Origin of the sequence: Larkinella bovis (assembly GCF_042655385.1) — a bacterium.
GTDB lineage: Bacteria > Bacteroidota > Bacteroidia > Cytophagales > Spirosomataceae > Larkinella > Larkinella bovis.
Map to the genome: position 1 here is coordinate 17767 of NZ_JBHSMA010000020.1, position 13346 is coordinate 31112.

Here is a 13346-nt window from a genome sequence, read left to right on the forward strand (position 1 = left end):
GCAGTTGCGTCCTGGCATCAAAGTGGTTATTCAACCCGATTAATCGGCTCTCTTTCACTCCTTATAGAGCCTATCATCAAAAACCATACTACATTAATCAAGTCTTTAAAATTGTCTGATAAATATAGACAGTTTCCGCACAAATAACGACAAATCGATGGGCAATAGTTCTTATTTTTCTTTTTTCCAGCAGGCAAATGTCTGGCTAAAAGCAAACGATTTGAAACTACGTCAAGTTTGACCGGATTTACTCCAGCCGCTGCAGTTCGGCATTTAATAACGGAATCATTCGTTCCAGACCAGCATTAAAATGATGATACGAATTCCGTAAAAATTCGGTATCCGGCTCCGTTTTGGCCTTTTCCTCCATGGCCAGCAATTCTTTCTCCAGCGTCGTCAATCCTACCAGGCCGAGCAAGGGCCGCAACTGATGAGTCAGCAAGGTGAAGGTTTCCCAGTTCTGGGATTCGATCTGCGTTGGAAGTTCCAGAAAAACAGGGGTGACTTCTTCCAGAAACATTTCAATCGTGGATTGAAAGGTCTCGGTATCATCTCCATACAGGCAATCCAATCGCTCGCGGTCCAGACAGTTGGAACGATCGTCGCTGGAGAGTGGGCTACTTACCATTTCAGTTGAGGGTTACAATGCAAAGCAAAAACCGGCTGCTGGAAACTAATTGAGCCGGTGGCAATACTTGGCGATTTTTTGAAATAAATCGTTGGGATTGAACGGTTTGGTTACGTAGTCGTTGATGCCAGCATCGATTGCCCGGTCGCGGTTGCTGTACGTCGCCGAAGCGGTCAGGGCAATGACCGGAATTTTCGCATCAGTTTCCCGAATCTGCCGGGTCGAGGTATACCCGTCCATGACCGGCATCTGCAAATCCATCAGAATCAGGTCGTAAGTGCCTTTCTGGAACTTCTCGAAGCCGATCAGCCCGTTTTCGGCCACATCCACAATGACGCCCCACCGGCTCAGGAATTTCAGCGCCACCTTGACATTGACGGGATAGTCCTCCACGAGCAGAATCCGGACCCCTTTCAGGGTCTGATCGTTGATGCTATCGGTCAGCGCATAATTCTGCTTTACCGTCGACCCGATGCGTAAATCGAGCGTAAAGAAAAATTTAGCGCCTTTGCCTTCCTCGCTTTCGACTTCAATCTGGCTGCCGTGCAGTTCCAGCAGACGCCGGGTAATGACCAGCCCCAGACCGGTTCCGCCAAACTGCCGGGTTGTAGCCGAATTGGCCTGCGTAAACATCTCGAAAATAGCCTGCTGTTTTTCCAGCGGAATGCCAATCCCGGTATCCTGCACCGAAACATAAATTGAGGCCACTTCGTCGTCCTTTTTCAGGAGCGACAATTCGATGGTCACCGTTCCCTGCTTCGTAAACTTGATTGCGTTCGAAACCAGGTTCGACAACACCTGCCCAATCCGCAGCGAATCGCCCATGAGAATGTCCGGAATATCGTCATCGACCATTAGCTTAATCCGCGTACCACTCTCTTCGGCCTTAAACTGATGGGCCCGTTTGATATTGGAAACCAGGTGCTTAAAATCAAAATTAGACTCTTCCAATTCGACTTTCCCCGCTTCGATTTTACTGAAATCCAGAATATCGTTGATCAATGCGTGCAGGTGCTCGATCGAGAATTGCAGCGTCTTGAGGTTTTCGGCCAGCGCCGGGGTCACTTCTTCCTGACTCATCAGGTACGTCATCCCGACGATTCCGTTGAGGGGCGTCCGAATTTCGTGGCTCATCATGGACAGAAAATCGGATTTGGCCAGGGTTGCGTTTTCGGCCACTTCCTTGGCTGTCCGCAATTCCTGCTCAATCTGTTTGCGGTGTTCAATCTGTTTCTGCAGAAAATCGACCAGCGACACGAGGTTTTCGGGGCCAAATTCCGGCATTTCGTCCCCATCCGGAATATCCATCGACTGGATGGCCTCAATCAGTTTTTCTTCCGACTGCCGACGCTGACTGATCTCTTCTTTCAGCTTCTGGTTGATCGCGGTATACTCGCGCTCGTTCAGAAACGACGAATGTTCGAACAATTCCTTATCCCGGTCAAAATTATGATACGAATCATTAACCGCTTTGATAAACTGCTGAAACTGTTCGTGTTGTAGCCAGTCTTCCGGCAAATGCCTGTTGATTTGCCGGGCAAGCAGTTTATGGAGTTGGTTTGCTTCCATGAATTCAATTCTCCGAAAAGACCGTTACGGTCATCGTTTGATTATGCAGTTCACAACGGGCACTGGAATGCAGGGGTGATATTTCACCGTACGAATAAAAACCCGTCATAACCGCATCGCTCCCGAATACCTCCCGGGCAGCCTCCACCTCTTCTTCCGTTCGCTGTCCGAGTACGAGTTTCCGGCCAACGCAACTGATCAGAATCGCCAGTTCCGGCGTAAAATTCAATTGGTTCAGCGAAGTCTGGGCCGCAATGGCCGATGCGTCGATGAGCCGGTCAAAATTGGCTTTCATAAACCGGATCAGCGCTTTCTCCGGCATATCCCCCGCAAAGGTCATGCTTTTGGCTTCTTCGTCGATGGTCAGAATGGTCCGCACAACCGGTTCGGAATCCGCCGAAACCCGCATCGACAACGGGAAAAGCAGCGCGGCCGCCGGCAAACTTTCGGCGTATTTGCCCAAATATTCCTTGTAGAGATCCAGGGCGTGTTTGTCATCAATCTGGTACAAAACGTTGTAAGCGGCCTGGGTCACTTCGCGCTCCGGCCCGAAAACGTCCCAGCCCCCCATCGAGCCATGCCCGATACTGAGGCTGTCGCCGTAAAACCCGATCCCGACAATTTTGCCCGGCGCCGGATTCTGGTTCAACCCCACGAGCGTTTTTTCAAACCGAGCCGCATCGCCCGCCAGGCCGCCCGAGATCGGAATGTAGCGATTCAGCAGCTCGTTCAGCGCGCTGGTCAAATCGGTGCCGTTGACCCGACTGCCGTCCGAAATCAGAAAAATAGCAGCCAGATCCGGTTCGTCCAGTTCTCTCGCCATTTTCTCCCCGGCCTGATAGCTTTCGGTATGCCGAGTAATATCAATCTGAACCGCCCGTATCCGGGTTTTTTCAAATTCAATGGCGGTTACAATCACGGAGTCATCGTGGACCTTATCGAGGTAGATTTCGCCCGCCGTCGAATTGATCACAATATCCCCCTGAGGAAACCGGGCGTGCAAGTCATTGAACAAACCTGGTTTTTCCAGTTGGAATCGTTCCCCAAATGCGAATACCAACTGGGCTTTGTCAGCCAGAAAACCGGGACTTTCCGAAAGAAACGTCCAGGTCTGGTCCTTGTAAACAGATTGACTAATTTTCATATAGGTTTGTCAATAAGGTAGCGTTTAGTAGGTAGTAGTAAAGATATCGTTTTAAGACAGGGAAAACTACTCACAATCCTGCAAAATATATACTAAATGACACCAACTGGTAACATAATTCCCAAAAACCATCAACTATTCTTAAAATAGTTTAGCGAAACGGCATAAATCAAAAAAAATCGCCGAAGAAAGACTTTCTACCGCTTTAGTTATCAGACAAAAAGAATTTCCTTACCAACCACCCGCCGGGCTGAAACAGCTCGTTCAGGTGTTGATCTACTTAAAATTCGGATGGCCAGACTGAGCAAAAATCTGTGAAAATAGATAGAAGCGAACTGAACAGGATTGCCCCAGGTTATCAGACAGATATTCGAACAAATATCGTGCTAAATCCGATTCGGCGATGCCGGATCCATGAATTTCTTCCGGCTTCTCCGAAAGGGCAAAAACCGGCAGGGGTTATTGAATTTCGAGCGGTAATTCGGTTTGGTAAATATCAGCGAAACATTCCTGGAGTTCATGTACGTAATACAGGTACCGACGGGTACTCACGCACAGCCAGCAATTGAGTCCGGGAACCAGTTTGAGGTCCTGAAAATACCAGAAAAGACGGGCCGGGTCTTGCTGGAAGCCAAAGGAGATCAGCCATTGTTTCGTTAAACGAATGGGCTGAGGACGGTGGTGCGGCAGGATTTCCCGCAGCAATTTTTCGGTAAACAGCGTCGGTTCATTTCCGACGTAATAGTATCGGCCCACTTGTGGCGAACTGACTTTCATGGTATGGGGTAATTACAAGCTCTACAAAATGGGGCGCATCCGACGCAGTCCGGAACGCATTTTTAAAAACCGGAAAGTAGCATTACTCCTATCCAACTGCTAACTACTTGCTAGTTAACGGTTTTCCAAATATTTATTATCTAATTCCAGTTTTATTTTATCGAACCGCCCAAGTAGCCCGCAATTTAGCCGAATTTCCGCGAATTCTAGCGTCTTTTACCGGAATCGCGCCGGATGAAACGGGGCCAGATCCATCGTCGGGGTGCGTTTTTCGATGCATTCGGCCACCAGTTTCCCCGAAGCGGGTCCCAGACTGACGCCCATCATTCCGTGGCCGGTCGCCAGCGTCAGGTTCTCAAAACCGGGATAGGGACCAATGTATGGCAAGCCGTCGGGCGAACAGGGCCGCAAACCGCTCCAGACTTTCGATATGTCCGGCAGTTGGGCGGGCACGTCCGGGTAGTAGTTTTGAATCGAGTTGACGATGCCGCGCACCCGGTTCATGTTGACGGTCAAATCGGTTCCGGCCACTTCGAGCGTTCCCGCAAACCGCAAATCCGGCCCCATGGGCGTCGCCGTCGCCCGGGCTTCCAGCATGATCGCCGGGATCCGGAGGTTGGGCTGCTGGTTCCGCAGCATAAAACTGTATCCTTTCCCACCCTGCAGCGACAGGGATTCGCCCAACAATCGCATCAACTGGGGAGACCAGGCCCCCGCTGCGATCACCAGTTCATCGACCGCGTATTCGCCGGTCGTCGTCCGGACCGAATTGATACGGGAACCCGTTCGCCCAAAACCGGTTACTTCCTGTTTTTCCACCAGCGAAACGCCCTGGTTTTTCAGGTATTCTACCAGGGAGCGCACCAACTGCCCCGGAACCAAATGGGCGTCGCCGGGGAAATAAACCGCCCCCCGCACATCCACCCGCACGTCGGGTTCCAGGTCCTGCACCTGCGCACCCGACAACTGCCGCGCTTCGATCCCCGCTTTGTTGGCGACCTCCGCTTCTTCCGCCATCTCGTGTTCCGCACCGGCGGTTTTGTAGAGCATGAACAGGCCCACTTCTTCCCAGCCGAAAGGGGTCAACTCACCGGACTGCGCCAGGTCCTGGTACAGTTTTTTACTGAGCAGACTGATATCCCGCAGTGCCGGAATCGACCGCTCAACGTGCTCGGGCGTGGAATGCTTGTAGAATAACCAGCCCCAGCGCAGCAGATCGGCATTGAGCCGGGGCTTGATGTAAAACGGGCTGGTCGATCGCAATAACATCCGCATCCCCCTGGCAATCATACCCGGCTGCGCCAGCGGGATGATGTGGCTCGGCACAATCATCCCGGCGTTACCAAATGAACAGCCATCGGTCAGGGTGTTTCTGTCGAAAACCGTCACCTGATAGCCCGCTTTGCGCAGGTAATACGCCGAACAAAGTCCGATAATACCTCCGCCAACAATTCCAATGTGTTTCATATGACCTGAAAACCGTGCACGTACGGATCGTCTTCGTCCAGAATAATATGATTAAAGCCGTGAATGATGGCCCAGCCTTCGATGCTCGGCACGATGGCTGCTTTGCCCGCCAGCTCGGTTTCCTGCTCGATCCGTCCGGTGAAAATCGAGCCGATGAGGCTTTCGTGGACAAAATCCTGACCCGGTTTCAGCCAGCCCTTGGCGTACCACTGGGCCAGCCGGGCCGAGGTTCCGGTTCCGCAGGGCGAACGATCAATGGCTTTATCGCCGTAAAAAACCGCATTCCGGGCCGTTGACGTGGCCGCCAGCGGTTCGCCCGTCCACAGGATATGGCTCAGTCCATTGATGGTCGGATTCTCGGGGTGGACAAACGTATACTGCTCATTGAGTCGCTGCCGCATCACCCGCGCCCAGGCAATGAGTTGCTCGGCCTTGTAGTGCTGCAGGCCCGGGAAGTTGGGTTGAGGATCAACAATGGCGTAGAAATTGCCGCCGTACGACACGTCGACGGTCAATGTCCCCAGATCCGGGCATTCTACCGTTAGATTCTCGGCTGCCAGATACGACTTGACATTCGTGATTTTCACCGACTTCACCTTGCGACCTTCCTGACGGTATTCGGCCCGCACCAGACCGGCGGGCACTTCCAGATTCAGAACGCCCGGTGTTTTCGGAACCACTAAGCCCTGCTCGATCGCTACCGTAACCGTCCCGATGGTTCCGTGGCCGCACATCGGCAGACAGCCCGAGGTTTCGATGAAAAGCACGCCCACATCGTTGGCCGGGTCGGTCGGCGGATACAGAATACTCCCCGACATCATGTCGTGTCCGCGCGGTTCAAACATCAGGCTCTTGCGAATCCAGTCGTACTCACGAAGAAAATGCTGGCGCTTCTCACTCATCGTCGCCCCCGTCAGGTGCGGAATACTACCGCCCGTTACCACCCGGACGGGATTGCCGCAAGTGTGCGCGTCGATACAGAAAAAATTATAATTCATACGGGCAGAATGGCTTTCAGATCGGTTTAGAATGGTTTCGGCCGGAAGGACGGGCCGCTGGTTTAGCGGCCCGAAAACCGCTACGATACGTGCAGAACCGGACGGGTCGCCAGGGCGGCCTCAATAATTCCCTGAACCCGTTCCCGTTCGTCCCCCACCAGCGTCAGGCGGGGCGCGCGAACGTATTCGGAGCCAATGCCGGTCGCGGTGGCCGCTAATTTAATATACTGAACCAGTTTGGGCAGAATATCCAGTTCGAGCAAGGGCATAAACCAGCGGTAAATGCGCAGCGCTTCATCGATCCGACCGGCTTTGGCCAGCTCAAAAATGGCCACGGTTTCCTGCGGAAAGGCATCCACCAGCCCGGCCACCCAGCCGTCGGCTCCCGACAACAGGGCTTCGAACGCCAGCGTATCTACCCCGCCCAGAATGCGGTACCGGTCGCCAAACGCATTCCGCATTCGGGTAATGTTGGTCAAATCCCGGGTCGATTCTTTCACAGCCTGGATGTTGGGCAACACCGCCAGTTCCTCAAACATGGCCACGGTGGTCATAATTTTGTAATCCACCGGGTTGTTGTAAATCATAATGGGCAGTGAGGTCTCCTGCGCAATGGCCTTGAAAAATTCGACGGTTTCGCGGGCATCGGCAAAATACCGCATCGGGGGCAACAGCATCAAGCCGTCGGCCCCGGCCGCTTCGGCTTCGCGAGCCCCCCGGATGGCCTCCCGGGTGACGGCTTCAGCCACGTTCATGATCACCGGAACCCTGCCGTTGTTCGCTTCGAGGGCGGTTTCCAGCAGTGCCAGTTTCTCGGGTCCCGAAAGCGTACTGACCTCACCCAGCGAACCGGCGATGATCAGCCCGTGGACGCCCGCTTCGAGTTGCGCGTGAATATTCCTGGCGAAAAGCGGCAGATCGATTTCATCATCGGCCGTAAAGGGAGTGAGAAGGGCTGGGTAAACACCTTGCCAGCGAACGGTTGTAGCCATAAGAGTCAGAAAAAAGCAGTATCAGAAAAAATTGGAAAGCAGAAGAATCCGTTGAAACAAAATTGGCGAATCCGTCAACGGATCACTACACAGAGATTGATCAATTCTAATACACAATTATCCAACATCCCGACACTTGAGCAAAATTGCCACTAATTTTGTATCAATTCCGGATTTATTCCCTAATTTGATCTGCCACTTCATCCTGACGATTCATCATTCTATATGCAGATTAAAGAAGAAAGAGAATAGACAAGCGACTAATTAGTTAAAAATCAACAAAGTACTCTTTCATCTTTTCTCTTTTGTCTAACTGTCTACTATAGTTAACTATCCTATGAAACCGCTGTTGTTTCGGGTTCCAACGGTAAATGATCGCTCGTTTCGGGTGCAGATCGACGACGGCCCGCATTTTTACGACCGGCTTCATTTTCACCCGGAATTGCAGTTAACCCTGATCAAAGAAAGTGTGGGTACTCAGGTGGTTGGCGACCGGATTGACCGGTTTCGTCCGTATGATCTCCTCCTGCTGGGTGCCAACCTACCGCATGTTTTCCGCAACGATCCGGCTTATTTCCGTGGTTCGTTGCAGCAGCGGGCGTTGTCATATACGGTTTTTCTCCGGCCCGAGCAGTTGAAAGAAACCGTTTTCGGCATGCCCGAACTCGGTCATTTAAACCAGCTGTTTCAGGACGCCCGGCACGGCGTCCGGATTCGCTTCAATGAACCGGTTTCGATTACCACCTGTATGGAACAACTGCCCACGGTCCGGCCCTTCGAACAGTTGATGCGCCTACTGACGATTCTGGACCACATGGCCGCCGACGACCGGCGGGAAATCCTGTCGATGACGGCCTACGAACAACCCCGCCGGCCCGACGATCACCGCCGGATCGACAACGTTTTTACGTACATTCTGAATCACTACGCATCGCCCATCACCCTCGAGGAAGTGGCCGCACAAGCCCACCTGACGCCCAGCGCCTTCTGCCGGTTTTTCCGGTTGCATACCCGCAAAACCTTTTCGCAATTGCTCAATGAAGTGCGGATCGAACACGCCTGCCGGTTGTTGCAGGAGTCCAAATTACCCATCAGCCAGATTGCTTTTTCGTGCGGTTACACAAACTTGTCTAACTTTAACCGCCAATTCAAACTGATTACCGGCCTGACACCGGGCCAATACCTTAAAGCCATTTATTAACCTTCTATGAGCCTGACGTTCAAACGCACTTCATCACTTCTCTTCTTCCTTACCGCCCTTATTCCCGTGTCGCTGGCTCAGTTCCAGGGCATTCGGTGGACACCCGACGGCAAAGCATTTCTATCTTCAAACCGCGAAGCCCTTCTGAGGACCGACGTGGTTTCCGGTCAGGAAACCGTTTTTGTTTCGAAGGAGCAACTTACTCTACCCGGCTCCGGCAAACCGCTTCCGGTTGCCGGTTTTGCATTCAGTCCGGACTCCTCGACGGTTCTGCTTTTTACGAATACCGCCCGCGTCTGGCGGTACAATACCCGTGGGGATTACTACCTCCTCGACCGCAAAACCAATCAATTGCGGCAGGTCGGAAAAAACCAGCCCAGCCAGTCCTTGCTCTACGCCAAACTATCGCCCGACGGCACCAAGGTTGCGTATGTAAGTAAGAATAATCTTTTTGTCGAGGACATTGCAAGCGGACAAACTACCCCGCTGACCACCGATGGTACGCGCAAAAGGATTAATGGCACGTTCGACTGGGTATATGAAGAAGAGTTCGGTTGCCGCGACGGTTTTCGCTGGAGCCCCGACAGCAAGCAGATTGCGTACTGGCAGGTGGATGCCAGCGCCATCCGCGATTATCTGATGCTCAATACGACGGATTCCGTGTATTCGCACGCGGTGCCGGTTGAGTACCCGAAAGTGGGTGAATCCCCCTCGCCGGTGCGAATTGGGGTGGTATCGGCCACGGGAGGGCCTACGCGCTGGCTGAAGATACCGGGTGATCCGCAGCAGCATTACCTGGTTCGAATGGAATGGTTTCCCAGTACCAGCGAACTGATTATCCAACAACTCAACCGCAAACAAAACCGCAGTATCCTGTTCGTTGCCCAGCCTTCCGACGGATCGGCCACGCCGATTCACGAGGAGAGCAGCAGCACCTGGATTGATACGAAGGAAAGCTGGAACCGGGGCAATCCGGGCGGCTGGGAGTGGCTCGACGGCGGCAAATCGTTCCTCTGGGTTTCCGAAAAAGACGGCTGGCGGCATCTGTATCAACTCAGCCGCGACGACAAAAAAGAAACCCTGCTTACGCCCGGATCGTACGATATTGCGAGTATCAGTTACATCGACGATAAAAACCGGTACGTTTATTTCATTGCCTCGCCCAACCAGCCCACCCAGCGCTATTTGTTCCGCACCAAAATGGACGGAAAAGGAAAACTGGAGCGGCTTTCGCCCGCCAGCGAAACCGGAACGCACTCGTACGATATTGGCCCCGGCGGGCAATTGGCCATGCATACGTTCAATAGCCATCGGGTTCCGCCCACAACCACCTGGGTTCGTTTGCCGACGCATCAGGTTGTCCGGTCATCGACCCGACCTTCTGCCGCCAGCCCGACACCCCGCAATGTCGAGTTTTTTACCGTAACCACCGCCGACGGGATTACGCTGGACGGCTGGATTCGTAAACCGGCCAATTTTGACAGCACCAAAAAATACCCGGTTGTTTTCTACGTTTACGGTGAGCCCGCCAACACGACCACCAACGACGTTTTTTCTGCCGGAAGCAACAATCTTTTCGATGGGGATATGGCCAAAGCCGGTTATTGTTACGTTTCGCTCGATAACCGGGGAACACCAACCCTCAAAGGCACTGCCTGGCGCAAAGCCATTTACCGACAAATCGGACGAATCAACGTTCGCGACCAGGCGATGGGTGCTAAAAAATTGTTCGAACAGCGGTCTTACCTGGATACCAGCCGGGTGGCGGTCTGGGGCTGGAGCGGTGGCGGTTCCATGACGCTGCAATTGCTCTTTCAATATCCGGAAATTTATAAAACTGGTATTTCCATTGCCGCCGTCGGGAATCAATTGTTTTACGACAACATCTACCAGGAACGCTACATGGGGTTACCGCAGGAAAACCGGGACGATTTTGTGGCCGGCTCTCCGATCACGTACGCCAAAAACCTGCGCGGCAACCTGTTGTATATCCACGGAACCGGCGACGATAATGTACATTACTCCAACGCCGAAGTCCTTATCAATGAACTCATTAAGCACAACAAGCAGTTTCAGGTGATGCCGTATCCCAACCGTACGCACAGCATCTCGGAAGGCGAGGGCACCAACCGTCACCTGCGCACGCTGTACACAAAATACCTGCTGGAGCACTGCCCTCCCGGGCCGCGCTGATCGTCTGTTTTTCATCGTCTTTCAACCATCCTAATGAATCTATTTTCAAAAACCGTCGGGCTCTTTGCGGGTCTGTTTTTATCCGTAACGGTTTCCGCCCAGCAATTTGCCTTCACCCACGATGATACCCTGCGCGGTTCCATTACCCCCGAACGTGCCTGGTGGGATCTGGCCTATTATCATTTGCAGGTTAAACTCAACACCACCGACAGTGCCATCAGTGGAAGCACGACGATTCACTACCGCGTTTTACAACCCCATCAGACGTTACAGGTGGATTTGCAGCGCCCGCTACACATCCAGAAGGTGGTTCAGGACGGACAGGAGCTAAACTTTCGGCGGGATGGTAACGCCTATTTTGTAACGCTGCAGAAGAAACAGCAAACCGGCCAGCGGGAATCGCTGGTGGTCTATTATGCCGGAAAGCCGAAAGTTGCCAAGCGCGCGCCCTGGGATGGCGGTTTTGTCTGGAAGCGGGATAAAGCGGGTAAGTGGTTCATTGCAACGGCCTGTCAGGGGTTGGGCGCCAGTTCGTGGTGGCCCTGCAAAGATCATATGTATGACGAACCCGATAGCATGTTAATCAGCATCACGGTTCCCAAAGATCTCACCGACGTTTCCAACGGGCGGCTGCGTCGCCTGACCGAACATAATGACGGAACGCACACCTTCGACTGGTTTGTCAGTAATCCCATCAACAATTACGGCGTCAATTTGAACGTGGGCAATTACATTCATTGGTCGGATACGCTTCAGGGCGAAAAGGGTCGGCTCGATCTGAATTTTTACGCCCTGCGCGAACACGAAGATTCTGCCCGGCACCAGTTTCAACAAGTTAAACCGATGTTGAGGGCCTTCGAACACTGGTTTGGCCCGTATCCGTTTTACGAAGATGGTTACAAACTTGTCGAAACGCCTTACCTGGGCATGGAACACCAAAGTTCGGTCACGTACGGTAATCGTTTCCGTAACGGTTATTTGGGCAAGGATTTGTCCAATACGGGTTTCGGCCTGCTCTGGGATTTTATCATTATCCACGAATCCGGCCACGAATGGTTCGCCAACAACATCACGTATCGCGACATTGCGGACATGTGGATCCACGAGAGTTTTACCAATTATTCCGAGAATCTGTACACCGAATATTATTATGGTAAGGATGCGGGGACCGCTTATGTAACCGGTTGCCGGGCCCTCATCCGCAACGATCGGCCTATCGTCGGGATTTATAATGTAAACCATGCGGGTTCCGGCGATATGTATTACAAAGGCGGTAACATGCTGCACACCCTCCGGCACATTATAGGAGATGATACGAAATGGCGGGAAATTCTGCGGGGGCTCAACAAAACGTTCTACCACCAAACCGTTGACGGAAAGCAGATTGAAGACTACATTAGTCAGCAATCAGGGTTCAACCTGCAGAAGACCTTCGACCAGTATTTGCGGGACAAACGCATTCCGACGCTCGAATACAAAGTGGTAAAAAGCAAAATCCAGTACCGCTGGACCAATTGTGTCGAAGGGTTTGACATGCCCTTGCGCGTTTGCCTGAACAACGATGGCCCTAGTCAAAATCTCCGTCCGACCACCCGGTGGCAAACGCTACCGCAATCAGGGGTCACCTCTCTGACGAGTGATCCGAATTATTACGTGTTTGTTCAAATGACGAAATAGAGGCCAAGGGGAAAAGCGGGCGAAGTGCTGGTAGTGGTGTACCAGACGTTTTCCGGCAACGCCATACAAACGCCCCGGGCTATTGGTACTGTGGGGGAATAAATCCGTCAATCTCCGCCCGGCGGCCCGGTTTAAAAAATCCGCGAATTCTTTCGTCATTCGCGTTCTCTCTGCTACCTGCGACCAATCTCTTTGCTGGATTTGACCCGTCTGGGTATTTAACAGCGACGGCATTTGATATGCAAGAACACCCGCTTGTCCCGAATGGGAAAGTCCTGGATGGTAATTTCAGGCAGGAGACCCTTTGATAAAAGAAATGCTTTAGCGGGATCGGACTCCGAGTAGTTCTTCTCTTGCAGATAAACATGAAGCACCTCGGAGGACTGCTCGACATGGGTCAACTCATAATAGGCTACAATAAAATCGGGTGACAGGTATTCGAATAAAGGCAGGAAACTCTCCAAGACGGTCAGGTTTGATTAAAAACACAAACCTAAAAAAATGCAACGCACTCCACAAGTTTTGCACCTGATCCCCGATTTGATCCATAATGGAGGTTTTAAAGCATGGTGTGCCAAAAAAAAGGTCCTCTCGTTTCGGAGAGGACCCTTAAAATCTGTGGTGGCGGCAACCTACTCTCCCGGAAGTGACTCCAGTACCATCGGCGTAACGGGGCTTAACGGCTCTGTTCGGTATGGGA

Annotated in this window: 11 protein-coding genes and 1 rRNA gene; 3 read left to right on the forward strand and 9 right to left on the reverse strand. The window is 52.4% G+C overall.

All coding sequences use genetic code 11. The features are described from left to right. Window positions 1–247: 247 nt before the first annotated feature. From ACFPMF_RS27485 to ACFPMF_RS27515, 7 genes are all read right to left on the reverse strand, one after another. Window positions 248–628: an Hpt domain-containing protein gene (locus ACFPMF_RS27485; RefSeq protein WP_379851295.1), complete on the reverse strand. Its 381-nt coding sequence runs from the start codon at window positions 626–628 to the stop codon at window positions 248–250. A gap of 45 nt (window positions 629–673) precedes the next feature. Beyond that, window positions 674–2197: an ATP-binding protein gene (locus tag ACFPMF_RS27490; protein ID WP_379851297.1), complete on the reverse strand. Its 1524-nt coding sequence runs from the start codon at window positions 2195–2197 to the stop codon at window positions 674–676. A 4-nt stretch (window positions 2198–2201) separates the two neighbouring features. Next, window positions 2202–3341, reverse strand: a complete 1140-nt coding sequence (locus tag ACFPMF_RS27495; protein ID WP_379851299.1) for an FIST signal transduction protein — start codon at window positions 3339–3341, stop codon at window positions 2202–2204. A gap of 459 nt (window positions 3342–3800) precedes the next feature. Continuing rightward, window positions 3801–4118 (reverse strand): hypothetical protein, encoded by a 318-nt coding sequence (locus ACFPMF_RS27500; RefSeq protein ID WP_379851301.1) that lies wholly within the window; start codon window positions 4116–4118, stop codon window positions 3801–3803. A 216-nt stretch (window positions 4119–4334) separates the two neighbouring features. Then, window positions 4335–5585, reverse strand: a complete 1251-nt coding sequence (locus tag ACFPMF_RS27505) for an NAD(P)/FAD-dependent oxidoreductase (protein ID WP_379851302.1) — start codon at window positions 5583–5585, stop codon at window positions 4335–4337. Beyond that, window positions 5582–6583: a 4-hydroxyproline epimerase gene (locus ACFPMF_RS27510; RefSeq protein WP_379851304.1), complete on the reverse strand. Its 1002-nt coding sequence runs from the start codon at window positions 6581–6583 to the stop codon at window positions 5582–5584. The genes ACFPMF_RS27505 and ACFPMF_RS27510 overlap by 4 nt, the downstream gene beginning before the upstream one ends. Window positions 6584–6663: 80 nt before the next feature. Continuing rightward, window positions 6664–7575, reverse strand: a complete 912-nt coding sequence (locus ACFPMF_RS27515; RefSeq protein WP_379851306.1) for a dihydrodipicolinate synthase family protein — start codon at window positions 7573–7575, stop codon at window positions 6664–6666. A gap of 337 nt (window positions 7576–7912) precedes the next feature. On the opposite strand from ACFPMF_RS27515, the gene ACFPMF_RS27520 reads away from it, so the two are divergent. The 3 genes from ACFPMF_RS27520 to ACFPMF_RS27530 are packed head-to-tail and all read left to right on the forward strand — an operon-like array spanning window position 7913 to window position 12646. Continuing rightward, window positions 7913–8776, forward strand: a complete 864-nt coding sequence (locus tag ACFPMF_RS27520) for an AraC family transcriptional regulator (RefSeq protein WP_379851308.1) — start codon at window positions 7913–7915, stop codon at window positions 8774–8776. A gap of 6 nt (window positions 8777–8782) precedes the next feature. Continuing rightward, window positions 8783–10969 carry a S9 family peptidase gene (locus ACFPMF_RS27525; protein WP_379851311.1) on the forward strand — a complete coding sequence of 729 codons (2187 nt, stop codon included), beginning with the start codon at window positions 8783–8785 and terminating at the stop codon, window positions 10967–10969. Window positions 10970–11002: 33 nt separating this feature from the next. After that, window positions 11003–12646, forward strand: a complete 1644-nt coding sequence (locus tag ACFPMF_RS27530; protein ID WP_379851313.1) for a M1 family metallopeptidase — start codon at window positions 11003–11005, stop codon at window positions 12644–12646. A gap of 218 nt (window positions 12647–12864) precedes the next feature. Here ACFPMF_RS27530 and ACFPMF_RS28045 read toward each other — a convergent pair whose 3' ends face one another. Together ACFPMF_RS28045 and rrf are read right to left on the reverse strand one after the other, a co-directional pair. Next, window positions 12865–13110 carry an ISAon1 family transposase N-terminal region protein gene (locus tag ACFPMF_RS28045; RefSeq protein WP_465262199.1) on the reverse strand — a complete coding sequence of 82 codons (246 nt, stop codon included), beginning with the start codon at window positions 13108–13110 and terminating at the stop codon, window positions 12865–12867. Window positions 13111–13265: 155 nt separating this feature from the next. After that, window positions 13266–13346 (reverse strand): 5S ribosomal RNA (rrf, locus tag ACFPMF_RS28050); the annotation flags it as partial.

Excerpts from the sequence above, each read along its gene's own strand:
- ACFPMF_RS27485 (WP_379851295.1), bottom strand. The coding sequence starts at position 628 with ATGGTAAGTAGCCCACTCTCCAGCGACGATCGTTCCAACTGTCTGGAC.
- ACFPMF_RS27490 (WP_379851297.1), bottom strand. The coding sequence starts at position 2,197 with ATGGAAGCAAACCAACTCCATAAACTGCTTGCCCGGCAAATCAACAGG.
- ACFPMF_RS27495 (WP_379851299.1), bottom strand. The coding sequence starts at position 3,341 with ATGAAAATTAGTCAATCTGTTTACAAGGACCAGACCTGGACGTTTCTT.
- ACFPMF_RS27500 (WP_379851301.1), bottom strand. The coding sequence starts at position 4,118 with ATGAAAGTCAGTTCGCCACAAGTGGGCCGATACTATTACGTCGGAAAT.
- ACFPMF_RS27505 (WP_379851302.1), bottom strand. The coding sequence starts at position 5,585 with ATGAAACACATTGGAATTGTTGGCGGAGGTATTATCGGACTTTGTTCG.
- ACFPMF_RS27510 (WP_379851304.1), bottom strand. The coding sequence starts at position 6,583 with ATGAATTATAATTTTTTCTGTATCGACGCGCACACTTGCGGCAATCCC.
- ACFPMF_RS27515 (WP_379851306.1), bottom strand. The coding sequence starts at position 7,575 with ATGGCTACAACCGTTCGCTGGCAAGGTGTTTACCCAGCCCTTCTCACT.
- ACFPMF_RS27520 (WP_379851308.1), top strand. The coding sequence starts at position 7,913 with ATGAAACCGCTGTTGTTTCGGGTTCCAACGGTAAATGATCGCTCGTTT.
- ACFPMF_RS27525 (WP_379851311.1), top strand. The coding sequence starts at position 8,783 with ATGAGCCTGACGTTCAAACGCACTTCATCACTTCTCTTCTTCCTTACC.
- ACFPMF_RS27530 (WP_379851313.1), top strand. The coding sequence starts at position 11,003 with ATGAATCTATTTTCAAAAACCGTCGGGCTCTTTGCGGGTCTGTTTTTA.